The 22,344-nt window shown below is 70.5% G+C and carries 22 protein-coding genes, 1 tRNA gene and 1 pseudogene; 7 read left to right on the top strand and 17 right to left on the bottom strand.

Annotated features, from left to right (window positions below):
• Positions 1-44: 44 nt before the first annotated feature.
• Positions 45-1,544 carry a DUF7059 domain-containing protein gene (locus FEZ32_RS06400; RefSeq protein WP_138680247.1) on the bottom strand — a complete coding sequence of 500 codons (1,500 nt, stop codon included), beginning with the start codon at positions 1,542-1,544 and terminating at the stop codon, positions 45-47.
• Between the two features lie 110 nt (positions 1,545-1,654).
• Between FEZ32_RS06400 and FEZ32_RS06395 the strand changes: the two genes are divergently transcribed.
• On the top strand, positions 1,655-3,940 hold the full coding sequence (locus tag FEZ32_RS06395) for a DEAD/DEAH box helicase (protein WP_138680878.1): 2,286 nt from the start codon (positions 1,655-1,657) through the stop codon (positions 3,938-3,940).
• Between the two features lie 16 nt (positions 3,941-3,956).
• On the opposite strand, the gene FEZ32_RS06390 is transcribed toward FEZ32_RS06395, so the two are convergent.
• From FEZ32_RS06390 to ssd, 8 genes are all read right to left on the bottom strand, one after another.
• Positions 3,957-5,132: an AAA family ATPase gene (locus FEZ32_RS06390; RefSeq protein WP_138680246.1), complete on the bottom strand. Its 1,176-nt coding sequence runs from the start codon at positions 5,130-5,132 to the stop codon at positions 3,957-3,959.
• A 102-nt stretch (positions 5,133-5,234) separates the two neighbouring features.
• A complete protein-coding gene (locus FEZ32_RS06385; protein WP_028702228.1) occupies positions 5,235-5,642 on the bottom strand; it encodes an Rv3654c family TadE-like protein in 408 nt (135 codons plus the stop codon).
• Positions 5,639-5,959 carry a TadE family type IV pilus minor pilin gene (locus FEZ32_RS06380; protein WP_028702229.1) on the bottom strand — a complete coding sequence of 107 codons (321 nt, stop codon included), beginning with the start codon at positions 5,957-5,959 and terminating at the stop codon, positions 5,639-5,641. Before FEZ32_RS06380 ends, FEZ32_RS06385 begins: the two co-directional genes overlap by 4 nt.
• A gap of 113 nt (positions 5,960-6,072) precedes the next feature.
• Positions 6,073-6,339 carry a DUF4244 domain-containing protein gene (locus tag FEZ32_RS13925; protein WP_036980544.1) on the bottom strand — a complete coding sequence of 89 codons (267 nt, stop codon included), beginning with the start codon at positions 6,337-6,339 and terminating at the stop codon, positions 6,073-6,075.
• 337 nt (positions 6,340-6,676) lie between these two features.
• On the bottom strand, positions 6,677-7,465 hold the full coding sequence (locus tag FEZ32_RS13920) for a type II secretion system F family protein (RefSeq protein ID WP_244937931.1): 789 nt from the start codon (positions 7,463-7,465) through the stop codon (positions 6,677-6,679).
• Positions 7,462-8,259: a type II secretion system F family protein gene (locus FEZ32_RS13915; protein WP_244937930.1), complete on the bottom strand. Its 798-nt coding sequence runs from the start codon at positions 8,257-8,259 to the stop codon at positions 7,462-7,464. Before FEZ32_RS13915 ends, FEZ32_RS13920 begins: the two co-directional genes overlap by 4 nt.
• A complete protein-coding gene (locus FEZ32_RS06360; RefSeq protein WP_138680245.1) occupies positions 8,256-9,524 on the bottom strand; it encodes a TadA family conjugal transfer-associated ATPase in 1,269 nt (422 codons plus the stop codon). The genes FEZ32_RS13915 and FEZ32_RS06360 overlap by 4 nt, the downstream gene beginning before the upstream one ends.
• A complete protein-coding gene (ssd, locus tag FEZ32_RS06355) occupies positions 9,517-10,521 on the bottom strand; it encodes a septum site-determining protein Ssd (RefSeq protein WP_244937929.1) in 1,005 nt (334 codons plus the stop codon). Before ssd ends, FEZ32_RS06360 begins: the two co-directional genes overlap by 8 nt.
• A 252-nt stretch (positions 10,522-10,773) precedes the next feature.
• On the opposite strand from ssd, the gene FEZ32_RS06350 reads away from it, so the two are divergent.
• Positions 10,774-11,532 carry a class I SAM-dependent methyltransferase gene (locus tag FEZ32_RS06350; protein WP_138680244.1) on the top strand — a complete coding sequence of 253 codons (759 nt, stop codon included), beginning with the start codon at positions 10,774-10,776 and terminating at the stop codon, positions 11,530-11,532.
• A gap of 86 nt (positions 11,533-11,618) precedes the next feature.
• Entirely contained in the window at positions 11,619-12,089 is a 471-nt protein-coding gene (locus tag FEZ32_RS06345; RefSeq protein WP_051238083.1) for a phage holin family protein, read from the top strand.
• An 18-nt stretch (positions 12,090-12,107) separates the two neighbouring features.
• Here the strand turns inward: FEZ32_RS06345 and FEZ32_RS06340 are convergent, their stop codons facing one another.
• From FEZ32_RS06340 to nth, 3 genes are read right to left on the bottom strand one after another with little or no spacing between them, the layout of a single operon-like run.
• Complete coding sequence (locus FEZ32_RS06340) at positions 12,108-12,824, bottom strand: NUDIX hydrolase (RefSeq protein WP_138680243.1); 717 nt, start codon at positions 12,822-12,824, stop codon at positions 12,108-12,110.
• The gene (locus FEZ32_RS06335) at positions 12,821-13,543 is read right to left on the bottom strand and encodes a TlpA family protein disulfide reductase (protein ID WP_138680242.1); all 723 of its coding nucleotides are present in this window, start codon (positions 13,541-13,543) and stop codon (positions 12,821-12,823) included. The genes FEZ32_RS06340 and FEZ32_RS06335 overlap by 4 nt, the downstream gene beginning before the upstream one ends.
• On the bottom strand, positions 13,540-14,193 hold the full coding sequence (gene nth / locus FEZ32_RS06330; RefSeq protein WP_138680877.1) for an endonuclease III: 654 nt from the start codon (positions 14,191-14,193) through the stop codon (positions 13,540-13,542). The genes FEZ32_RS06335 and nth overlap by 4 nt, the downstream gene beginning before the upstream one ends.
• Before the next feature lie 260 nt (positions 14,194-14,453).
• Here nth and FEZ32_RS06325 point away from each other — a divergent pair, with 260 nt between their 5' ends.
• A complete protein-coding gene (locus FEZ32_RS06325; RefSeq protein ID WP_028702236.1) occupies positions 14,454-15,158 on the top strand; it encodes a Crp/Fnr family transcriptional regulator in 705 nt (234 codons plus the stop codon).
• A gap of 56 nt (positions 15,159-15,214) precedes the next feature.
• Here FEZ32_RS06325 and FEZ32_RS06320 read toward each other — a convergent pair whose 3' ends face one another.
• From FEZ32_RS06320 to FEZ32_RS06310, 3 genes are all read right to left on the bottom strand, one after another.
• On the bottom strand, positions 15,215-15,670 hold the full coding sequence (locus FEZ32_RS06320) for a RidA family protein (protein WP_097827196.1): 456 nt from the start codon (positions 15,668-15,670) through the stop codon (positions 15,215-15,217).
• The gene (locus FEZ32_RS06315; RefSeq protein WP_097798256.1) at positions 15,667-15,837 is read right to left on the bottom strand and encodes a Sp36 family protein; all 171 of its coding nucleotides are present in this window, start codon (positions 15,835-15,837) and stop codon (positions 15,667-15,669) included. The genes FEZ32_RS06320 and FEZ32_RS06315 overlap by 4 nt, the downstream gene beginning before the upstream one ends.
• 81 nt (positions 15,838-15,918) lie before the next feature.
• Positions 15,919-16,227, bottom strand: coding sequence for a WhiB family transcriptional regulator (locus FEZ32_RS06310; protein ID WP_097798255.1), 309 nt, complete (start codon positions 16,225-16,227; stop codon positions 15,919-15,921).
• Between the two features lie 159 nt (positions 16,228-16,386).
• Here FEZ32_RS06310 and FEZ32_RS06305 point away from each other — a divergent pair, with 159 nt between their 5' ends.
• The 3 genes from FEZ32_RS06305 to FEZ32_RS06295 all read left to right on the top strand — a co-directional run bounded on the left by FEZ32_RS06305 (position 16,387) and on the right by FEZ32_RS06295 (position 19,964).
• Positions 16,387-18,873 carry a transglycosylase domain-containing protein gene (locus tag FEZ32_RS06305; protein WP_175415813.1) on the top strand — a complete coding sequence of 829 codons (2,487 nt, stop codon included), beginning with the start codon at positions 16,387-16,389 and terminating at the stop codon, positions 18,871-18,873.
• Positions 18,874-18,878: 5 nt separating this feature from the next.
• Positions 18,879-19,793, top strand: coding sequence for a metallophosphoesterase (locus FEZ32_RS06300; protein WP_138680876.1), 915 nt, complete (start codon positions 18,879-18,881; stop codon positions 19,791-19,793).
• 94 nt (positions 19,794-19,887) lie between these two features.
• Positions 19,888-19,964 (top strand) — tRNA-Pro (locus tag FEZ32_RS06295).
• A gap of 628 nt (positions 19,965-20,592) precedes the next feature.
• Here the strand turns inward: FEZ32_RS06295 and FEZ32_RS14195 are convergent.
• Together FEZ32_RS14195 and FEZ32_RS06285 are read right to left on the bottom strand one after the other, a co-directional pair.
• A pseudogene (locus FEZ32_RS14195) lies at positions 20,593-20,664 on the bottom strand (hypothetical protein); the annotation flags it as partial.
• Positions 20,665-20,844: 180 nt separating this feature from the next.
• The gene (locus tag FEZ32_RS06285; protein ID WP_138680240.1) at positions 20,845-22,218 is read right to left on the bottom strand and encodes an IS1380 family transposase; all 1,374 of its coding nucleotides are present in this window, start codon (positions 22,216-22,218) and stop codon (positions 20,845-20,847) included.
• Between the last annotated feature and the right edge of the window lie 126 nt (positions 22,219-22,344).

The raw sequence follows: 22,344 nt of genomic DNA, 5'->3' as shown, positions 1-22,344 counted from the left end.
TCCTTTATTGAGGATCAGATCGCCGAAATCATAACAGGGTCCGCTCAGGACCTCTCGAGGATCCCCTCGCGCAGCGCGGTGCGCACCGGGCCGAGGGTCTGGGCGGCGGCCGCCGACGGATCGACCGCCAGGATCCGGGCCACCGCCGAGATGATCGTGCCCAGTGCCATCTCCCCGTCGCAGGCTCCCAGCACCCCGCCGAGCAGGGTGTCGACCTCCATCGCCCGGCGCAGCCCGGACCGCTGCCGGTAGACGATGTGCTCGGGGTCGGCGGCACCGGGACGGCCGGTGGACTCGGCGACGACGTCCTCGCGGACCTGCCAGTGGCCGGCCAGCAGGTCCTCGTCGCCCAGCAGGGAGTCGTCGACCCCCTCGCCTCTGGCCCCCACCGCCTCGCCGACCGGCTGCTGGATCGCCCAGGGCCACTCCTCGAAGGACAGGTCGGGGGTGTCGCGACCGGCCGCGGTGAGGGTCAGCCAGCCCATCGACACCCCGCTGATCCCCAGTTCGCCGAAGTAGTCGAGCCACTCCTGGTAGCGGGGGCGCCACTGCGCCGAGCCGTCCAGGCCGGCGTCGGTCAGCCAGGTCTCGATGTACTCGTGGACGTCCAGGTGCTCGCGTTCCACCGCCCACAGGTCGCAGCCGGCGCCGGCCACCCAGTCGGTCAGCCGGTCCTGCCAGGGCTGGTCGCCGATCTGCGCCCAGTTGGCCAGGATCTGGGCGGTGCCGCCGGGATTGAGCCGCCCGGGGGCGCCGCGCAGGACGGCCTCGACCAGCCCGTCCCCGGCGAATCCGGCCTCCCGGTAGACCAGCCGTTCGGCATCGGAGCGAGGCGGGCTCATGACATACGGCGGGTTGGAGACGATGAGATCGAATCGCTGGTCGACCGGGTCGTAGAGGGATCCCTCGCGCAGCGCTACCGCAGAGCCGTCGGTGGTCTCCGCCCCGGACAGCGCCAGGGACAGTTCGGCCATCGCCAGGGCCCGCGGGTTGATGTCGGTGGCGACCACCCGGTCGGCGTGCCGGGCCAGGTGGAGGGACTGGACCCCGCACCCGCAACCCAGGTCCAGGGCCGATCCGACCGGTCTCCGCGACGTCATCTGGGCCAGCGAGGTCGACGCCGGGGAGACCCCCAGGACGTAGTCGGGGCGGGTCGCGGTGACGACCTTGTCCAGTCCCGGGGCGAGGTCGGAGACCACCCAGCCAGTGGCCCCGTCGTCGGGCGAGTCGTAGGGCCGGATGTCGATCGCGGCTCGGGCCCAGTCGTCCTCGACCGCCACGATGCCGGCTGTCACCAAGTCGTCCAGGGGCAGTGCGGACAGCTGCGTGACGGGGACCGGGCAGCGCAGCAGCCACAGCCGCACGGCCGAGGCGAGGGGGTCGTCGCGGCTGCCCAGGGAGGTCTGGGCGGCCACCGTGGTGTTGCGGCCCAGACCGCGCTGGCCCACCTCCCCGATGGCCTCCAGGATGGCGTCGGTGCGGTAGTCGATCCGCTCGAGACTGTCCCTGAGGCGGTTGACGGCGTCGGTGTCCAGCAGAGTCATGGCCCCCAGTGTGCCAACGACCGCGGGGATCCGGGTGCCGGGTGACCGTCGGGACGGGGTGACTGTCGGGGCGGGGTGGCAGTCTTGGCCGCGTGGCAGTTCCGGGGTGGATGAGCGGTGCGGAGGTGGTGCACATCGACCACCGCGACGCGATGGCCGGGCGCACCACCCGGTGGCCCCAGTGGCTGCCCGCCGACGTCGTCTCCTCGATCGAGGCGAGCGGGATCCCCCGGCCGTGGCTCCATCAGTGCGCCCTGGCCGAGCTGGCCTTCAGCGGCCACCACTGCGCGATCTGCACCTCGACGGCCTCCGGCAAGACGCTTGCCTACCTGCTGCCGGTGATGGCGGCCACCGCGTCGGTGTCCCCCGTTCAGGGGACACCCGCTCTCGACGGCGTCCCCGGGAGCGGCATGGCCGGGGCGCCGCTGCGCGAACCGCTGGTGACCCGGCGCCGTCGCACCGCCCTGTACCTGGCGCCGACCAAGGCCCTGGCCCACGACCAGTGGCGGGTGTGCCGCGAGATCGGGCCCGACGGCTGGCCGGTGGCCACCCTGGACGGGGACTCCGACCAGGCCGAGCGGCGGTTCGCCCGCGACGAGGCCGGCTACGTCCTCACCAATCCCGACATGCTGCACCGCTCGGTGCTGCCGAATCACTCCCGCTGGAGGGCTCTGCTGGGCGGGCTGAGCTATGTCGTGGTCGACGAGGCCCACCGCTACCGCGGCGTGTTCGGGGCCCACGTCGCCCAGGTGCTGCGCAGGCTGCGTCGGCTGTGCCGGATGTACGGCGCCGATCCGGTCTTCATCCTGTCCAGCGCCACCGCCACCAATGCGGCCGAGGCCGGCCGGCGTCTCGTCGGCGTCCCCGCGATGGAGGTGGTGGACGCCGACTCCTCGCCTCATCCGGCCCGCGATGTCGTGCTGTGGCAGCCGGCCGACTCCACCACCGTCGACGCGGCGCGACTGGTGGCCGCGCTGGCCGACGACCGGCGTCAGACGATCTGCTTCGTCGCCTCCCGGGCACTGGCGGAGGTGATCGCGGTCAACGCCCAGGACCGGGTGACCAGCGGCGCGGTCATCGCCTCCTACCGTTCCGGGTATCTGCCCCAGGACCGGCGCAGGATCGAGGCGGGTCTTCAGGACGGCTCGATCCGGGCGGTGGTGGCCACCAATGCGCTGGAGCTGGGGGTCGACGTCTCCGGGATGGACGCCGTGGTCATCGTGGGCTACCCGGGACGTCTCTCGGTGCTGTGGCAGCAGGCCGGTCGTGCCGGTCGGGCCGGCCATGACGCCCTGGTCGTGGTGCTGGCCAGGGAGGACCCGTTGGACCAGTACCTCTTCAGCCATCCCGATCTGATCTTCTCTCGGTCGGTCGAGACCACCGTCCTGCACCCGGACAATCCCTATGTGATGGGACCGCACCTGGCCGCGGCGGCCCAGGAGGGGTGCCTGACGCCGGCCGATGAGCAGATCTACGGGACGGCGCTGCGTCCGGTGGCCGATCTCCTGGTGTCCCAGAAGGTGCTGCGCAGGCGGGGGCAGCGGCTGTTCTGGACGCGTCCCGACAGGGCCGTGGACGCCATCGATCTGAGGTCGATGGGGGGACCGGGGATCGACGTCATCGACCGGACCACCGGCCGGGTGATCGGGGTGGTCGACGAGCGGGCCGGGGACCGGACGGTCCACCCGGGGGCCGTCTATCTCCTCCAGGGGGAGCAGTGGCTGGTCGACGAGTACCTGCCCGAGGAGCACCAGGCGCTGGTGCACCGGGACCTGCCCGGCTACTGGACCCAGCCCCAGTCGGCCTCCACCGTGCACATCGTCGACGAGGTTGAGCGCCGGGGGTTCGGCCCCGGATACGTGGCGACCGGGGATGTCGAACTCACCGAACAGGTGATCGGCTACCTTCGCCGCGACGAGATCAGCAACGAGGTGTGGGACTCCACCGCCCTCGAGATGCCCGTCCACACGATGGTCACCCAGGCCTGCTGGTTCGTGGTCCCCGACCCGGTGGTGGACCGGTTGGGGCTCGGTGCCGTGGCCCTGGCCGGGGCGGCCCACGGCACCGAGCACACCGCGATCGGGATCCTGCCGGCCTTCGCCCCCTGCGACCGGTGGGACATCGGCGGGGTGTCCACCGCGCTGCTGGCCGACACCGGGGCGTGCACCATCGTCATCCACGACGGCCAGGCCGGCGGTGCCGGGTTCGCCCGGTCCGGCTACGAGCAGGCCGAGCGGTGGTGGCACGCCACCTCCCGGCGGCTCCTCGAGTGCCCCTGCGAGTCCGGGTGCCCGTCCTGCGTGGTCTCGCCGAAGTGCGGAAACGCGAATCAGATGCTGGACAAGGGGTCGGCCCGTCTGCTGGCCTCCGCGATGGACCCGCTGAGCGGCCAGTGACGGGCCCGGAGCCCGCTCACCAGCGTTTTCGGGTCCCCCAGCTCCAGAGGGTGTGGCCGAGCATGCCGCGCCCCTCCAGCAGGGTCTCGCCGGTGTCGCGGACCAGTTCGTGGTGGACCGCACCGTCCCCGACGGCCTCGACCAGGGTGTGGTCGTGGGAGACCAGCACCACCTGGCAGCGTTGGGCGCACTGCTCCACCAGTGCCGCCAGGGCGGGGATGACGGCGCTGTGCAGGCTGGTCTCGGGCTCGTTGAGGACCAGCAGGGCCGGCGGTCGGGGCGACAGCAGGGCGGCGGCCAGCATGATGAACCGCAGCATGCCGTCGGACAGTTCGGCGGCGCTGAGCGGGCGCAGCAGCCCCCGTTGGGTCACCGCCAGGTGCAGGTATCCGTCGGCCCCCTCCCCGACCTGGACCTCGGCCCCGTCCAGTGCCTCGGCGACGGCCCGGCAGAAGGGTCCGGCCCAGGCCGACTCGAGGATCGTCTGGACCGCTGCCGGCAGGTCGGCGCCGTCGTCGGCGAGCACCTCGGTGCGGGTCGCCACGCAGGGGGTGCGGGCCGGAGAGGCCGGGTCGGTCCGCAGGCCGTCGTAGAACCGCCAGGCCGACATCACCCGGCGCAGCCCGACCAGTTCCGGGGTGGCGGACCGGTCCGCGAGTTCGTCGATGATGGACTCGCGCGGGCTCATCGGCGTCTCGAGGCTCTGCCACGATCTCCCCTCCCGGACGCGGACCCGCGACCAGCGACGGTCGACGAGGGTGCCGGCCGGCCTCAGCACGGGTGGCACGAAGACCTCCTCCCGCTTGATCTCGGGATCCCGGATGAACATCGTCGAGTTCGGGTCGGCCTGGGGCAGGCCGACATCGACCAGGTACCCGAGGTCCTCGGTGAGGACGCCGAGCATCAGGCTCACCGGCGCGGTGCGCGATCCGGTGCCCTGGATCTCGACCTCTCCGCGGCGCATCGCCGATGTGATCCTCTCCGGGCCCGCCCACAGCACCTGGGAGAGCCCTCCCTCGGCGGCCAGGGAGCCGATCAGCCGGCCGTGGGCAATCCCGGCGAGCAGCCGAAGGGACCGGTAGAGGTTCGTCTTGCCGGCGCCATTGGCCCCGGTGACGATGGTGATCGGACCCAGCGGCAGCACCAGGTCGCGGATGCTGCGATAACCGTGCACGGCGATGAGACTGAGCATGGCTCGACCCTAGGGAGGCTGACCGACAGTTTCCCGGAGTCTGCTCGCAGCCGGCTCAGAACTGTCTGAGAGCTGCCTCGACCCTGGCCCGCGCACCGGACGTCACCGCGGTGGCTGTGGCTCCGACTGGGTCTGCGTCGGGCCGGCCCTGGCCGTCCGGGCCACCGAGCTGGGGGCGCCCGCCACTGTCAGTCTCGGCCTGGCCTCCACCGCCACCCTGACCTGCACCACGAAGTCGACCGCCGTGGCATCGAGCGAGCACTCGACGCTGATGGCCCCGTTCGCCGTCGCGGTGGCGCGGGCCACCGCACAGCCATCGCCTCCTCCTGTCTGCGCCCGAGCGCCGGCCAGTGCCGCCAGGTCGGCGAGGTCGGCGGCCCGGTGGGCGCTGGTCGTCCAGCCGACCAGGCAGAGCATCATCCAGGTCACCGCGACGAGCACCACTCCCATCGCCGCGACCAGGACGGTGCCCGATCCCCGCTCGTGCCTCGCGTCCATCCGAGCGGTCATCTCTGAACTCCCGGTTCGTAGGGGGTGGTGACCCGTCCGACCAGCGTCACCGGGCCGACGGAGCCCAGCGATCTCCTCACGGTGACGGTGATCGTCACCCAGCCCTCGGAGTCTCGGGTCGCGACGGTGGCTCCCTGTGGCACCCGGTCCCGGGCCCGTTGGGCCGCGGCGGAGTCCCCTCGCGCCAGTTGCCGGGCGATCTCGGCGGCACTGGAGCGACAGGTGTTGTAGGTCCCGACCAGCCCGACGGTCCAGGCGGCCAGACTCAGCAGCACCGCAGCGGCCAGGATCGAGACGGCCAGCTCCGCGGTGACCATGCCGCGGTGGCGGGTCGCCCTGCCGCGGCATCTGGTGGTCGCGCACCGGTTCTCCCACCCGTCGGGACGGGGACTGCTCCCCGTCCCGGCGGGACGCGCTGGGCTGTGACCGGTCACTTGATCTGGGCACCGACCTTGCCGAGCAGGTCGAGGACGATCCTCAGCAGGCCGCTGAAGAACGGCTGGCCCGTGACGATCTTGAGCAGCACCAGCGCGATGGCGACGGCGGCCAGGATGCCGACCGCGTACTCGGCGGTGGCCATCCCCCGCTGGAGGGTGCGTCCGGTGCGGTCGGCGGCCCGGGTGAGTCGACCTCGTCGGCCCCGCCGGGAGTGATCCAGGGGGTGCTCGCCGTTGATGATGGTGAGTCCGGTGTCCATCGTGGTTCCTTTCGTCTGGTTCGGAGTGTCCGAACCGGTGTGGATGACTTCCACTGCCACTTATTGCGGTCGAACCGTCGATCTGACGCTCGGCACCCACATCTGTGGATACGAATCCAGGGCCCCTGAACCCTGTGGACAACTCCGCTGATCCCGGACTCATCCCCGAGTCCGGCGCCGTGCCGGTCCCGTCGCGGACAACACCGTCGACCGAGCCCGGACGGCCGAGCCCTGACCACTGAGCCCTGGCGCTGCGCTCACCTCTCGGGGAGCGCGCGGACCAGCGACGGAGTGCCGATCCGGCACACCGTCGCTGTCTCTCTGGCGGGACCAGTCCTCACAGCACCTTGAACAGGGTGCCGGCGATGATCGGAACCACGCCGAGCAGGATGAAGGCCGGAAGATGGCAGCAGACCAGCGGCACGATGGCGTTGACCCCGACCTTCCGGGCCCGCTTCTCCGCCGCCTCGGCCGCCGCGGTGCGCATCTCCTGGGCGTGGGCCACCAGCAGGGATGCGACCCCCTCTCCCGAGGTGACGGCTCGCGCCACGTCGCGCCCGACCTCCGCCCATCCGGGGGTGGCCGCCAGCGTCCGCCACGCCTGGTCGTCGGGCACTCCCGCCGAGATCCGCGAGTGCAGCCCGCGCAGGTCCTGGGTGCACGGGTCGTCGCCGAACTCGATGACCCTCTCGACCGCGGTGCGAAGGGGCGCTCCGACCTCCAGGGAGCCGGCCAGCAGCATGAGGACGTCCGGCATCATCACGGTCCGGGCCTGTCTCTCACGTCTGGCCGCGGTGGACTCCAGACGGCCGGCCGCCAGGCTCACCAGGGTCCCGGCGAGCGCACCGACAAGCAGCGATGACCAGCCGGTCCGGGGAACCGCGAGGGTGGCGGCCAGACCCGCCGAGACGCCGAGCAGCACCCGTGTTCGTACCGGTGCGGCCCCGGGCACGGCTCGGGCCCACGGCGGCAGTGGCGGCATCGTGACCGGGTGGATCCGGGAGACCGGGGAGGGCGGTACGACCAGCAGGCCGACCACTGCCGCCAGGACCGCCGCGAGCACCGCCGCGAACCCCCGGTCGGTGAGCACGGTCGCGTCCAGCCCGGGGATGATCAGCCCGTTCATGGCAGCATCTCCCGGTGGACCCGGTTGGCCAGCGCCTCGCTCCACAGCACCCCGCCGCACGACAGCGCCACGGCCGCCAGCACGCAGATCGGACCCGCAGAGCTGGAGGTGAGGAAGGCCACCGGTTCGGCGCCGACCATCTGCGCCATTCCCAGGCCGGCCAGCGGGAGCAGTCCCATCAGCCTGCCGCTGGCCCGCGGTCCGGCCAGTTCGGAGTCCAGGGTGGCCTCCAGCCGGGTGCGCCGGCGCATCGCCTCGGCCACCGCTGTGGTGGCCCCGGCCAGCGGCGCTCCGGTGAGATCGGCCATCCGCCAGGCCCGCGCCAGCCCGGCCAGGGACTCCTGACCGGGGGTGCGCGCGGCTCTCAGCAGCGCCTCCGGCACATCGGCCCCCACCTCTTGGGCGCGTCGGGCCGGGGCCAGCACCTCCAGCTCGTCGGCGATCGAGGCCAGTGCCAGGGACGGCACCTCACCGATCGACAGCCGACCGGCCAGTGCACGGGCCGCCTCGGTGACCTGTCGGGAGCGCCGTTGGCGCCGGCTGCGGTCCAGCTGGTCGTGCGCCAGCTTCCACACCGTTGCGGCAATCATCGCCACCGAGGCCGCCCAGATGACACCGGCCCGCCCCCACACCAGGACGACGCCCACCACCGCGAGCAGCAGTCCACCCACCAGGTACCGGCCAGGACCCCGACCCGCCGCCCGCTGATCGGTCACGATCACCTGTCGCCTGGGTCCCAGGAACAGCCAGACGCCGGCGAAGGCGAGCGCGGCGGCCAGCCACGGCCCGGTCATGGCGACCTCCGGGAGCCGGGAAGGACACCGTCGACCAGGTCCTGGCCGACCAGGTCGGCGAGCCGGTCGACCCCCGATCCGGGGCGGCCGCACCCGGCGTCGTCCCAGCAGACCGCCGTCTCGACCCTCACGCCGTCCTCACCCCGGGTGAACACCCCGATCTGGCTGACCCGGCGTCCGGAGGGACCGCGGGTGAGGTGAATCACCAGGGACAGCGCGGCATGGATCTGCGCCTGGGCGGCGTCTCGCGGCAGGCCTCCCAGGGCGGCGAGCGCCTCCAGCCGGGCGGGCACCTCCTCGACGCCGTTGGCGTGGACAGTGCCGCAGCCGCCCTCGTGACCGGTGTTGAGGGCCATCAGCATGTCGCGCAGTTCGGCGCCGCGCACCTCTCCCAGCACCACCCGGTCCGGGCGCATCCGCAGCGACTGACGAACCAGATCGGTGAGGGTGATTTCGCCACGGCCCTCCGCATTGGCGACCCGCGCCTCCAGGCCGATCCAGTGCGGATGGTCCAGCGCCAGCTCGCGGGAGTCCTCGACCACCAGCAGCCGCTCCCCGCCCGGCAGGGCGGACAGCATCGAGGACAGCAGGGTCGTCTTGCCGGTACCGGTTCCCCCGGTCACCAGAAAGGCCAGACGCCGCGACAGGATCTCCCTCAGCACCTCCAGGCAGCCGGGGGCCAGACCACCGCCGTCGCGCCAGTCGGTCAGGCTCAGTCTCCTTCTGGAGGTGACCCGCAGGCTGATGCAGGTGCCGGGTTCGGCGAGCACATCGAGCACCGCGTGCACCCGCGTGCCGTCGGCCAGCCGGGCGTCCACCCACGGGCTGCCGTCGTCCAGGCGCCGTCCGACCCGGGCCGCCAGACGTACGGCCAGGGCGCGGACCTCCGCCGCGCCGGTGAACCCGACCTCCACCTTCTCCAGTCCGACGCCGCGGTCGATGTAGACCTCCTCAGGGCCGTTGACCAGGACGTCGGTGACCCCCTCGATCGCCAGCAGCGGCTCCAACCGGCCCGCCCCAGTGCTGGTGCGGCGCAACTCCTCGACGGTCGCCAGGACCAGGGAGTCGGAGGCCACCTGCCCCAGCCCGACCAGCGCCTCGGCGACGTCGATCGGCGTCCAGGGGTGTCCCAGGGCAGCCACCCTGGACCTCACCTGTTCGACCACCTCGGGGACCGCCGGCTCCGGCACCGCCGAGCCCCTCCCGGGCGCCTGCCACCATCCGCGCCGGGGCCGCTCCTCTGCGAACACCCCCGGCTCAGCCATGACGCACCGCCATCACCAGGTCGCGACAGCTGCGCCGCCACCGCCTCCCGGCCAGCACCCAGGGGGCCTCCCCCTCGATCTGAGCCCGGGGCAGCCGCCGGTCGTGCGGCACCGAGAAGGCCGGCTCGCCTCCCAGCAGGGCGCCGATGTCGGCGGTGCTCATCCCCCGACCGGGACCGTGCCTCACCACCGTGTCATCGGGTGAGATCCTCCTGGCCCGGCCGGCCATCACCGAGCGAAGATCGGCGCCGACCACCTCGAGTCGGGTGTCGATTCCCAGACCGGTGAGGTGCGACTCGTCGAGGCGGCCCCGGTCGATCACCACCAGATCGTGTTCCGCGGCCAGCGACTGCACCACCGCGGCCCGCGCCACCTGTGGCACGCCCACCGACTCACGACCCACCGACACCACGGCGACCCCGTCGACGACCGGCAGGTGGGGGGTCAGGTCAGAGACCGAACCGCGCGCCGAGGCCAGCTCCGGCCACCTCCAACCGGCCTCCCGCTCGGCCCCGAGCAGCAGGTCGGCGCCGCCGCCCCCGGGATCCAGCTCCACCAGGGCCGCGCGCAACCCCTGGCCCGCCGCCTCCCGTGCCAGGCCGGCCGCCAGGGTGCTGGCGCCCAGCCCCCCGCTGGTCTGGTCGATGAGCAGGACGACGCCGGTTCCCGCCTCCCGCAAACCCTCCCGCAGCAGCTCGACCAGGACCGCGGTGCCGGTGGGCACCACGATGACGCTGGCCCCCAGCACCGCCGACCAGCGCGCCGTCTCGGCGGCGTCGTCCCCGATCAGGTGGACGTCGCCGCCGCGCCGTGGCAGCTGCCACGCCACCACCGCCGATGCCCGGTCCCGGCCGATGAGCACCGGCCCCTCGACCCCCCACACCGCCATCGCCCCGCCTCGGTCGGCAACCGCATCGATCCCGACGCCGACACTGGCGGCGACCGAACCGACGAGCTCGATGAGTGCCTGGTCGGCGCTGATGAGCGGGACCGTCACGCGGGCCCGCCTGCCGTGCCCGGAGCTCCGGTCTGCGCCGGGCACCTCTTCCGCCGGCGCGTTCTGGGCCCGGGTGTTCTGGTTCTGCGAGCCGGGGCTCGCTGCTCGACGTCTCGTCACACTGAACGTGTAGCGGTCGGACCCTCGATCTGCCGCTGCCAAGACGATCTGTGGAGAACTCTCCGGGCACCCGGCCGTCCGCCGCGCAGCTGTGGACAACCCGGCTCGCGCAGCCCTCCTAGAATGTCGCCCATGCGATCCTCCTCCGCCCCCGAGTTCCCCCCGCGGGCTCTCGACTGGCTCAGCGGCGGACGCACCGGGCCGGGTGACCGCGTCCTCACCCTGGACTGCACGCCCACCTTCTGCCGGATGCTGGCCAGGCGAGGCGTCGAACTGTTCGCGGTGCACCGCGACCCGGGAGTCGCCGCCGTCTGCCACCAGATCCCCGGCGCCACCGGGATCTGCGCCGTCGCCGAGTCCCTCCCCCTCGACCCGTGCTCCTTCGACACCGTGCTGGTGCACCAGTCCTTCCATCGGCTGGCCCCCGGACTGGTCCTCTCCGAGATCGCCCGGGTCCTGCGACCGAGCCACTGCATCGGCGTCTCCTGGATGACCCGCGACGACTCGGTGCCGTGGGTGCGTCGGCTCACCGCCCTGCTGCACACCGTCGATCCCTCGGCGATGAGCGGCGACTACGGCACCAGCACGGTCGAGGCCCTGCTGGCCAGCAAGTACTTCCCCACCTCCGAGCACAGTCGCCACCGCGTCTGGGTGCCCGTTCCCCGGCAGGGGCTGGTGGCGATGGCACAAGCCCTGCCGGCCGTGCAGCGACTGGACGAGGACGCCCGCAACTCCCTGCTCGAGGAGGTCGAACAGCTCCACCAGGACTCCGCCGGACCGGGCGGCCTGCTGCTGCCCTACCAGCTGGAGTGCTGGCGGGCCTGGGTGAGTCATGACGAGTTGACCGCCTCGATCGAGGTGGACGACGCCGGCCTGCGGATTCGTCTCTGAGCACGCCATTCCCGGGCCGCCGTGGGCAGCCGGGAGCGCGGTGGAATAGGGTGATCCTTGACTACACCGCTGATTCGGAGGAATCCATGGCAGACATGAGCCAGCTCGGCGACATCATCGCCACTCTCAAGAGCGACGGCCAGTCGCTGGTCAAGGACAACATCGCGTTGGCGAAGGCCGAGATCAAGCCTGCGGCGATTCACGCGGGTGTCGGGGGCGGCCTGTTCGGCGGTGCCGGGTACCTGGCCATCAATGCCGCCACCCTGTTCTTCCTGGCGGGCGGGTTCGCCCTGAGCCTGTGGGCGGAGCACCTGTGGGACTGGAGCCTGCTGCTCAGCCTGGTGGTCGGCTTCGGCGTGCTGGGCGTGATCCTGCTGGTCCTGGCGGGAATCCTCGCCCTGGTCGGCAAGTGGCAGGTCGGCAAGGTGGAGGCTCCCAAGGCGACGGTGGCCGAGGCGAAGCAGACGGTGCTCTCCCTGAAGTCCTCCTTCCAGCACGGCATGCGCAAGGCCGGCGTCTCCGCCAAGCAGGGTCAGTCCGACAAGCAGATCGGCTGACCGGCGCCCCCCGACCGCTCAGGAGTTCAGACCCCGGCCGAGATAGTCGGCCGGGATGTCGACCAGACGTCGGGGGTCCCAGGCCCGCGCCCACCCCCCGCGCTCGAGAATCTCGTCGAGCAGCTGGGCGGTGAATCCCCAGACGAAGAGGTCGGGAAGCACGAAGGCCGGCCCGCGGAAACCGCTGGGATGGCGGGCTCGCACCCGGTTCTGCGGGTCTGCCAGCTCGGTCATCGGCACCCGCCTGATCCCCGCCACCTCACCGGGATCGACGATCCCCAACGGCGCCGAACCGTCCCAACTGGCCACCACGGTGGTGACGTCGCTGGAGCTCACCGCGACCAGGGTGGCCGGCAGCGCTCCGATCACCCGGACCGCCGAGGCGGGCACCCCGACCTCCTCATGGGCCTCCCGCAGGGCGGTCGCCACCAGGTCGGCGTCCTGCGGTTCGGCCCGCCCGCCCGGCAGCGAGACCTGCCCGGCGTGATGGTGCAGGTGGGGATTGCGCCGGGTGAGCACGATGTCGGGCCGGTCGGTGTCCGATATCAGGGCGAGCACCGCCGAGCGCCGGATCTGCCCGCCGGGAACCGGCGACCTCCTGACCAGCGCATCGGCGCCTCCGGCAGCCCCGCCGGTGGCGTTGCGGGCAGACCCCGCCGTCTGCACCGCACGGGCCAGGCGGTCCAGATGAGAGCCGGGGCGCAGCACCCCGACGGCCTGCTCGGGAATCGTCATGATGCCTCCAGATCGGTTCGGATCGCGGCGCGCAGGGCCTCGGCCGAGGTCCACGCGCCGTCCACCCGTGAGACGACGGTGCCGTCGCCGGCCACCAGGAGGGTGACCGGCAGCCCGGTCACTCCCCACGCCCGGCGGGTCAGGGCGTCGGGATCCTCGAGTTGCGGGTACCTCCATCCTGCCGCCCCGGCGAAGGAGATGCCGTCGGAGCTGGACCGTTCCCCGTAGTCGATGCCGAGGAATCCGACCCCGGGGGTCTGTCGGCTGACTGTCCTGAGCATCGGCGCCTCGGCCCGGCAGGGGCGGCACCAGCTGGCCCACAGGTTGATGACGTGGGGGCGTCCGGCCAGGGCGGCGCGAACCGAGATCTTTCGGTCCCCGCCGATGCAGGACAGCACGACGTCTGGCAGTTTCTCCCCGATGACGGCCCTCCCGAGGGCCTCGGCGGATGACGTCGCATCTCCCCCGCCCCCGGCCGGGCAGTCCGGAATACCGGCCGCCGCCCGGGCCGAGGAGGCGGTGGATGAGGAGTCGGTCCTCGAGGCCGGGACGGTCGTCGAGGAGTGGGTCGAGGCACCCGACGCCGCCCCCTGCGGGGAGCAGCCGGCGAGCGGGACGAGGACCATCACGGTGGCGACCAGCCAGGCGGTCGCGCGGCCTGTCGACCGCTTGCCGGGCCGGGCAGACCGACAGCTGGGCCGACGGCTGGGCGGAGTCATCGCCTGGGCTCCCTCACCAGTCGGGCGGCCTCCTGGGGATCGGTGGGGCCCTCCCCGAAGGAGGGGCACAGGGCGGCGACCGGGCAGACGCCGCAGGCCGGACGCCGGGCGTGACAGCGGCGTCGGCCGTGCCAGATGACCACATGGCAGAGCTTCACCCAGTCCTTCGGGTCGAAGAGCTCACCGATCTCGACCTCGATCCGGTCGGGTGTGGTGGCCGAGGTCCAGCCCATCCTGCGGGTGACCCGGATGACATGGGTGTCAGGGGTGATTCCCGGTATTCCGAAGGCATTGCCGAGGACCACATTGGCGGTCTTGCGACCCACCCCGCGCAGCGTCACGAGGTCCTCGATCCGCGCGGGCACGACGCCGTCGAAGCGGTCGACCAGCTCCTCCGACAGCCCGATCACCGCGGTGGCCTTGGTGTGGTAGAACCCGAGCGGCCTGATGACCTGCTCCACCTCGGCGCTGTCGGCCCCGGCCAGGGACTGCGGGTCGGGCCAGCGACCGAACAGGACGGGAGTCACCCCGTTGACCCTGCGATCGGTGGTCTGGGCCGACAGCACGGTGGCCACCAGCAGCTGGAAGGGGCCCTCGTGGTCGAGTTCGCAGTGGGCGTCGGGGTAGCAGGCGGCCAGCTTCGCGTACATCGCCCGGGCTCGTCGACGTCGCGTGGCCAGAGAGGTACCCGGGGTTCGGACGGCTGTCACCTCGGCAAGCCTAGTTCCTCCTGCCGGCAGAGCTGTCCGGGAGGCAGCAGCACGCCGACACCGGTTCTGCCCCGCCATCCTTCGAGCACCGTGTGAGCAATGCCACAATGGGACCCACCGGCGCCACTCGTCGGGATGGCCGGCAGACGTCCACAACGACCGTGGACGACGCCGCACTCAGCGAATCGGAGGGGATCGGCATGACGACGAATGTGGTGGCGACGGCGGCGGGCCAGCCGTTCTTCGCCGCTCTGGATGAGGAATCGATCTCCCACATCCTGGACATCTCCGAGGTGATCGTCTGTCATCGTGGTGCAGTCCTGTTCGAGGCCGGCGATCCCGCCCGCGATCTCTTTCTGGTGGTCTCGGGGAAGGTGAAACTGACCCGCCCCAATCCCGGCGCACGCACTCCCCACCGCGAGTCCCTGCTGTGGCTGATGGGGCCGGGGGACATGTTCGGGGAACTCTCCCTGGTCGACGGGGGCACCCGCTCGACCACGGCGACCACTCTCACCCACGCCAGCCTGCTGCGAGTGCCCGGATCCGACCTGCATGATCTGGTCGAGTCCAAGCACGACGTCGCGCTGGCTCTGCTGGGCAGGCTCTCCGAGCGCCTGCGCCGCTCGGACAACACCACCGCCCACTTCGTGGTGGGCGGTGTCCCGAGTCGGCTGGCCTACATCCTGCTCGATCTGGCAGACCGCTTCGGCCGCACCGATCCGGCCACCGGGAACCTGGTGATCCACCACGACCTCACCCAGCAGGAGCTGGCCCAGGCCGTCGGGTCCTCCCGGGAGACGGTGAGCAAGGCGCTCACCGACTTCGCCCAGCGGGGCTGGATCACCTCACGGCCCAGGACCGTCGTCGTGGTGGACCGGGAGGGACTGCGCGCGATCGCCGACTGAGCCGGATCGGTCCCGCCCTCGACCAGACCATCCCCTCGATCAGACCAGCTGCGTGATCAGACCTGTACCGTCAGCTCGACCTCGACCGGCGAGGCCAACGGCAGGGAGACGACGCCGACCGCGCTGCGGGCATGTCGGCCGGCCTCCCCGAAGATCTGTCCGAGCAGTTCGGAGGCGCCGTTGGCGACCGCCGCCTGGCCGGTGAAGTCCGGTGCGCTGGAGACGAAGACGACAATCTTGACGACTGCTCGGATGGCGTCGATCCCGCCGGCCTCGGCGGCTGCCGCCGCCACCGCGTTGAGGGCGGCGATCCGGGCCTGTCCGGCCGCCGTCTCCACATCGACCTCGGCCCCGACATGGCCGGTCACCTGGAGATGACCCTCGATGAAGGGAAGCTGACCGGCCGTGACGATCTGCTGGCCGCAGCGGGCGGCAGGCACGTAGTCGGCGACCGGCACGGCCACCGCGGGGAGCGCGAGTCCGAGCTCGGCGAGCCTCTGGGTGGCGCTCATCCCTGCTCCGCAGCGGGCAGCGGACGCTTGAAGTAGCCGACCAGCGACTCGGGATTGGGTCCGGGTACCACCTGGACCAGCTCCCACCCGTCGGCGCCGAAGTTGTTGAGAATCTGCTGGGACATGTGCGTGAGGATCGGTGCGGTGAAGTATTCCCATCGGGTCATGACCCTCAGCGTAGAGGATCGCCCCGCCGATTCCCGGCCCTCAGTGTCCGCCCCCGGACAGGGCGGGATCACAGAACGGGACTACTGGGCGCGACCAGCCGCGCCCCCGGCGGTGCGGCACTTGGTCGATTCGGCGCCGAGCACCGCTCGCCAGTTGCTCACATCGGGACGCTCCCGCAGCAGTCTGCGGCGCTCCCGTTCGGTCATACCGCCCCAGACTCCCCACTCGATCCTGTTGTCGAGGGCCTCTGCGAGGCATCTTGCGCGCACGCGACAGTCAGCGCAGATCCGTCGGGCGATGCGTTGCTCTTTCCCCTCGGGGAACAGAGCATCCTCCATGCCGCGACAATTTGCGAGAAGAGTCCATTCTTCAGCCTCGTTGCCGGTCACAAGTGACAACGTACGCCGCGGTACTGCCACTTGACAAGGAAGGACACTGTCAACACTGGGGTCCGGCGGGCGCCTGCACCCGGATCAGGGTCTGGACGATATCCCCAGGATGCGGCAAATCCCGTTGTCATCGCCATGATGACGGGCACGATCACGGAACTGTCAGAATCCTCGCGTAACCTTGGGCCCATGGGTTCCCCCAAGTCAGGCAAGCTGTACTCACTGGCCATGTTCGGAGTCGTCAGCATTCTCGCTGGTCTCCTGATGGCCGGTTTCGTCGTCCCCTTCGCAGCGATGACCGGCGCAACGGCGCGCGCCGGGGCCGACTCCCTGGAGAACCTGCCCGCCGACATGTCGATCGACCCACCGGCCCAGAAGTCCCGGATCCTGATGGCTGACGGCAGCCTGCTGGCCACCTTCTACGCCGAGAACCGCGAGTACGTCTCCCTGGACAAGATCTCGCCGATCATGCAGAAGGCGCAGGTCGCGATCGAGGACAACCGGTTCTTCGAGCACGGTCCGATCGACTTCCGCGGCACCAGCCGGGCGCTGCTGTCCAATGTGGCCGGCTCCTCCACCCAGGGCGGTTCGACCCTCACCCAGCAGTACGTCAAGCAGGTCCGCATCGAGGCGGCCGCGGCCAAGGGCGACCAGGCCGGCGTCAACGAAGCTCAGGAGCAGACCCTCTCCCGCAAGATCCAGGAGCTGCGCTACGCCGTCGCGATGGAGAAAAAGTACTCCAAGAAGGAGATCCTGGAGCGCTACCTCAACATCGCCTACTACGGCGACGGCGCCTACGGCGTCCAGGCGGCGGCCAAGCACTACTTCGGCACCACCGCCGACAAGCTGACCCTGCCCCAGGCGTCGATGCTCGCGGGTCTGGTCCAGAACCCGACGGCCACCGATCCGGTGAACAATCCCGACGCCGCCATCACCCGACGCGGCGTCGTCCTGGCCAGGATGAAGCAGCTCGGCGTCATCACCGCCGCCGAGGAGCTGGCGGCCAAGAAGGTGGCCTTCGACCCGTCGAAGGTGACCACCGCGCGGAAGGGCTGCATCGCCTCGAAGTACCCCTTCGTCTGCGACTACGTCCGCCACAGCCTGATGGCCAATCCCGCCCTCGGCAAGACCCGTGACGATCGCGAACGCCTGCTGGAGCGCGGTGGTCTGACCATCAGGACGCTCATCGATCCGAAGGCCCAGGCCTCCGCGCAGTCCGCGGTCTCAGCCATGGTGGGGTCCGTCGACCCGGTGATCGGCGGCACGGCGATCGTCCAGCCCGGCACCGGGCTGATCCTGGCGATGGCTCAGTCCCGACCGGTGATGGGTTCGTCGACGGGGCAGACCTACTACAACTACATGGCCTCCCAGGACATGGGCGGGGCCGAGGGCTACCAGGCCGGTTCCACCTTCAAGACCTTCACGATGGCCGCCGCCCTGGAGAAGGGCTACTCCATCCGGACCCGGTACACCGCCTCCTCGCCGATGGACTTCACCGGTGACACCTTCACCAGCTGCCGTGGGTCCTTCCGGGCCGGTGACTTCGAGGTGAGCAACTCGGTGGGCCACTCCACCAACATCGACCTCTACGAGGCCGCCGCCTACTCGGTGAACACCTACTTCGTCCAGCTGGAGCGCGACGCCGGCCTGTGCAATGTCACGAAGATGGCCCAGAAGACGGGGGTAGAGCTGTCCAACGGCAAGGACATCGTCAAGGAGTACCAGTACATCCCCTCCTTCACCCTCGGCACCGCCGAGGTGACGCCGTTGTCGATGGCCGCCGCCTACGCGACCTTCGCCGCCCGCGGCGTCCACTGCGACCCGGTCATCATCAAGTCCATCAACACCGCCGAGGGCACCGCCCTCCAGGTGCCGAGCGCCTCCTGCAAGCGGGTCGTCTCCCAGTCGGTGGCCGACGGCGTCAACTCGGTCCTCCAGGGTGTCATGAACGGCACCGGCGCCCCGGCCACCATTCCCGGCGGCTACCCGCAGGCCGGCAAGACCGGAACCACCGATTCCAACGAGGCGGTGTGGTTCGCCGGGTACACCCCGAACGCCGCGGGAGTGGCGCTGATCGCCGCCGACAAGTCGAGCTCCTACTTCCGGGGCCGCACCGAGAAGTCCATCAAGGGCCTGAGCCTGTCCACCGGCGAGTATCTGCAGGGCTCCGGCGGTGGTGACGCCGGCCAGATCTACCGTCGGGCGATGGCCGCCGTGCTGGCGGGCAAGCCGAGGACCTCCTTCACCGATCCGAGCAGTTCGATCATCAACGGCAAACAGATCTCCCTGCCGGACACCTCCAACATGTCCTACGACGAGGCCCAGGCGGCGCTCAACAAGGCCGGCTTCGCCACCCAGACCTGGCGGGTCACCTCAGACACCCCCGAGGGCACCTTCCTGGGCATCTCTCCCAGCGGGAAGGCCAGTCTCGGCGCAACGATCTACCTGCGCATCTCCAAGGGACCCGCTCCGATCCTGCCGCCTCAGACCCAGTCCACCGGAGGTTCCGGTGGCCAGTCCCAGGGCGGCTCCCAGGGCGGGTCGTCCAGCGCCACCTCCTCGCGCAGCACTCAGCAGTCCCAGCCCAGCCAGTCCAGCAGCCGGGCGACGAGCGGGCCCTCCGCCGCCTCCAGCGGCCGGCGGTGACCGGGATGGGTTGGGCGTGTCGGACCGGCCTGGTGGCTGCCGGAGCCCTGGGGCTGGCGGGTGCCGGACTGTCCTACGGGTTCTGGGAGGCTCACCAGTTCACCCTGAGGCGGGTTGCCGTTCCCGTTCTGGAACCGGGATCCGCGCCGATCCGGATCCTTCACATCTCCGACCTGCACCTGATGCCGGGACAGCGCCTCAAGCAGGAGTGGGTCTCACGGCTGGCCGGCCTGGAGCCCGATCTGGTGGTCGACACCGGGGACAACTTCTGCACCGACGCCGCCCTGGAGCCACTGCTGGACTGCCTGTCGGGTCTCCTGGCGCGGCCCGGGGTGTTCGTCTTCGGGTCGAACGACTACCTCAAGGCCACCTTCAGCAATCCCCTGGAGTATCTGCTGCGGGGCCGCTCCCACCAGCGCACCGGCATGCCGGCCGAGCTTGACCACGAGAGGCTGCGGGACGCCTTCACCGGAGCGGGCTGGCTCGATCTGGACGACCAGCGCGGACGGCTCACCGTTGCCGGTCGCACGATCGCCTTCCGTGGCACCGACGACGCCCACCACGACCGTGACCACTACGACCGGGTCGCCGGACCGGCCGAATCCGATGCCGATCTCACCATCGGCGTCACCCATGCCCCCTATCTCCGGGTTCTGGACGCGATGGCCTACGACGGGATGGATCTCATCCTCGCCGGCCACACCCACGGTGGCCAGGTCTGCCTGCCGCTGAAGGGCGCGATCGTCACCAACTGCGATCTGGACCCCGCCCGGGTGAGGGGGCTGTCGACCCATCGGGCCGGCGACCACACCTCCTGGTTGCACGTCTCGGCGGGTCTGGGAACCTCCCCCTTCGCGCCCTACCGCACCTTCTGCCGACCGGAGGCCAGCCTGCTCACCCTGGTCCCCCGCCAGGACTGACAGCGCCCGCTGCCACCTCGATTGGTGTCCCACGATGCGGTTGGGCTAAGCTGGCCCACGGCTCTGAGGGCTGGAAGCAGTTCGCACGAACCATCGGGGTGTGGCGCAGTTTGGTAGCGCGCTTCGTTCGGGACGAAGAGGTCGCAGGTTCAAATCCTGTCACCCCGACCAAGTGGCCGACGTTGGAACCCTCGGCAAGCTGAAATGCTTGCCGGGGGTTCTTTCTGTAGGTGGGCGGTTGGCTGGTGGACTGCGTTCCGGGTTCTGGGGCATGTGCTACCAGTACGCTCTTCACGATGTCGGTGAGTTGCCCAGTGCTGGTGGGGCCGTTCTCATGCACATCCACCAGGATGCGCGTGAACACTGCTCGATTCAGCAGAGCCCGTGAGTCCTCGGGACATTGGGCATAGAAGTCTCCAGCACGACGGAGCAGACTCAAGACGATCTCGACTCGAGCCTCCACGGACTCATAGTCCTCGGTGAGGTCATTCAAGCGTCTCTGGGCCGCTGACAGCTGTGCGTCCAGAAGTTCCTGCTTGGTGCGGAAGTCCGCCAGTTGCACTGCTTCGGCCAGGTAAGCGTCCAGGAGGCGCTGCTTGGTACCGGTGAGCTTCGCTGCGGTGCGCTCGATACTCTTCAGGTCGCTACTACGACCGGTGCGCAGACGATCCAGTTCGTCGCGGACGAGGTGGCGAATGACGTCCGCTTGCTGGTCGGTGAGGCTGGTGCGATGCCATAGGTCGAAGGTGGCATCTTCGACGAGATCGGCCTGCAGATATGGCAGGTCACAGCTGGTTCGTTTCTCGGCACGACCCAGACAGAAGAAGTAGTAGTAGCTGCCACCGCGGCCAGTATTGAGGCTGAATCCCAACCGTGAACCGCAGCGGGCGCAGTGCAGCGCACCCTTCAGCCCTGATCCACCGGCGTTGATTCGTGGTCGGTGATTCCGGTGTGGTCGTGGGCGGGTTGTGGTGTGGGCGTGGCTGACTCGCCGGTCTGTTCCGGCTCTTCCACTGTGGGGTCCTCGGTCGCGCCGGTTCCGGCTGGGTGGTCAGGTGGTGGCCGGAGTCGGTGGCCCGGTCGCGGTCGCCCACAGCGACTCCCAGTTCGCCGTCCATGGCCAGTGGGTTGGCAGGTGCATCACGAGGCGTCGTCCGGTGGTGGCGATCCGGGCCGGGACGTTGATGATCCGGGTCCGCAGGGTGGCCCACCGTGCACGGTGCTGATTGGTGGCCACGGCGCTGGCTCGGGCGATGTTGAACGCGATGGCCGCGTGGGCGACCCAGGCGGCGTTGGCCGCGTACTTCCCGCTGGGCAGGTGCGCGAGTGGTCCTTCCTTGAGCTCGGCGATGACCTGCTCGATGATCGCGTGGTCACGGTGGCGATCGTCGGCCTCGACCAAGCTCAGGGTGCTGTTGGTGATGAACGCGTGATGCCGGTAGCTGGCGAACAGCTCCTTCTGCTCACTGCCGTCAGATGCCAGGGGCTGCAGTCGCTTCACGCGGCGCACGATGAGCCGGCAGGCGACCCGCTCGCTCTTGCGGCGACCGGTGAACGCGGTGAACGCGATCTCGGCGACCTCGGCGTCGGAGACCCAGCGCTGTTCGTCCTCATCGAAGACGGCGTTGGGGTACTTGATCGGGATCCAGGCGTCCTCGGCGATGGTGGTGATCGCCTTGACCACGCTGGCAGTCATGCGGGCATTAACCGAGTACCAGGCCTGGTGACGGATCGCGGTGCCGACGAACGCCCACCCGTAGTAGGCCGAGTCCGCCCGGCACATGATCTGGCCCCGAACACCTGCCGCCCGGGCGGTGGTAAGGGCCTGGGCCAGCAGACGTCCAGCACCGGTGGCCGAGGCGGTGTTCCCACGTCGGAGTCGCGCGCGGGCGATCACCGGTGCCGCCAGCGGGGTGCTGATCGTGGCCAGCTGGAGGTTCAGGCCACGGACCCCGGAGTAGCCGAACGCGGCGCCCTGTTTGGCGTGGCCGTGGACCTCACCGATGGTGTCGTCGACATCGATGGTCGCGAACCCCTGGCAGTCCGCGCCGGCGAGCAGATCGGGGACCCGCGCGGCAAGCCCGGCCAACAGTCCCGCGTTAACCTTGTCGAGCTGCTGCACGTGTCCGTGGGTGAACGAGCGCAGGAACGTGCCCAGCGTCGAGGGTGCCCGCACCCCGCCGAACAACCGCCCCATCCCGCCGTGGCGCAGCAGGTCCATGTCATCGATCGAGTCGGCACCGGCGAGCATCCCGCCGACCACACACGCCACCTTCGCCGTGGCGTGAGGCGAACCCACCGTCAACGTGTCGAGCAGGTCGTACAGGCCTGCAGATTCGGCCAGTCCCAGCGCCGGGACCAGGCCCGCGGCCGACACCAGATTCGGATCATCGAAGACAGGCCGGATGGTGTGAGAGGCTTTCACTTACGAGGTGCTCCTCTTGAGTGGCTGGGTGTGGACGTCGCAATCGACATCCTCCCTGCTCAAGAGGGCATTCTCGTTCTACCTGACTTGATGCAGTTTTTCGGGGTTCGGTCGGGTGTGTTGGTC

It is taken from the genome of Acidipropionibacterium jensenii (genome assembly GCF_005890135.1).
GTDB lineage: Bacteria > Actinomycetota > Actinomycetes > Propionibacteriales > Propionibacteriaceae > Acidipropionibacterium > Acidipropionibacterium jensenii.
Note: the sequence above shows the minus strand (reverse complement) of the source record. Positions and strands in the feature narration are given on the sequence as shown.

Coding starts and splice junctions, on each gene's coding strand:
- FEZ32_RS06400 (WP_138680247.1), bottom strand. CDS start 1,544: ATGACTCTGCTGGACACCGACGCCGTCAACCGCCTCAGGGACAGTCTC.
- FEZ32_RS06395 (WP_138680878.1), top strand. CDS start 1,655: ATGAGCGGTGCGGAGGTGGTGCACATCGACCACCGCGACGCGATGGCC.
- FEZ32_RS06390 (WP_138680246.1), bottom strand. CDS start 5,132: ATGCTCAGTCTCATCGCCGTGCACGGTTATCGCAGCATCCGCGACCTG.
- FEZ32_RS06385 (WP_028702228.1), bottom strand. CDS start 5,642: ATGACCGCTCGGATGGACGCGAGGCACGAGCGGGGATCGGGCACCGTC.
- FEZ32_RS06380 (WP_028702229.1), bottom strand. CDS start 5,959: ATGGTCACCGCGGAGCTGGCCGTCTCGATCCTGGCCGCTGCGGTGCTG.
- FEZ32_RS13925 (WP_036980544.1), bottom strand. CDS start 6,339: ATGGACACCGGACTCACCATCATCAACGGCGAGCACCCCCTGGATCAC.
- FEZ32_RS13920 (WP_244937931.1), bottom strand. CDS start 7,465: ATGAACGGGCTGATCATCCCCGGGCTGGACGCGACCGTGCTCACCGAC.
- FEZ32_RS13915 (WP_244937930.1), bottom strand. CDS start 8,259: ATGACCGGGCCGTGGCTGGCCGCCGCGCTCGCCTTCGCCGGCGTCTGG.
- FEZ32_RS06360 (WP_138680245.1), bottom strand. CDS start 9,524: ATGGCTGAGCCGGGGGTGTTCGCAGAGGAGCGGCCCCGGCGCGGATGG.
- FEZ32_RS06350 (WP_138680244.1), top strand. CDS start 10,774: ATGCGATCCTCCTCCGCCCCCGAGTTCCCCCCGCGGGCTCTCGACTGG.
- FEZ32_RS06345 (WP_051238083.1), top strand. CDS start 11,619: ATGGCAGACATGAGCCAGCTCGGCGACATCATCGCCACTCTCAAGAGC.
- FEZ32_RS06340 (WP_138680243.1), bottom strand. CDS start 12,824: ATGACGATTCCCGAGCAGGCCGTCGGGGTGCTGCGCCCCGGCTCTCAT.
- FEZ32_RS06335 (WP_138680242.1), bottom strand. CDS start 13,543: ATGACTCCGCCCAGCCGTCGGCCCAGCTGTCGGTCTGCCCGGCCCGGC.
- nth (WP_138680877.1), bottom strand. CDS start 14,193: ATGTACGCGAAGCTGGCCGCCTGCTACCCCGACGCCCACTGCGAACTC.
- FEZ32_RS06325 (WP_028702236.1), top strand. CDS start 14,454: ATGACGACGAATGTGGTGGCGACGGCGGCGGGCCAGCCGTTCTTCGCC.
- FEZ32_RS06320 (WP_097827196.1), bottom strand. CDS start 15,670: ATGAGCGCCACCCAGAGGCTCGCCGAGCTCGGACTCGCGCTCCCCGCG.
- FEZ32_RS06315 (WP_097798256.1), bottom strand. CDS start 15,837: ATGACCCGATGGGAATACTTCACCGCACCGATCCTCACGCACATGTCC.
- FEZ32_RS06300 (WP_138680876.1), top strand. CDS start 18,879: ATGGGTTGGGCGTGTCGGACCGGCCTGGTGGCTGCCGGAGCCCTGGGG.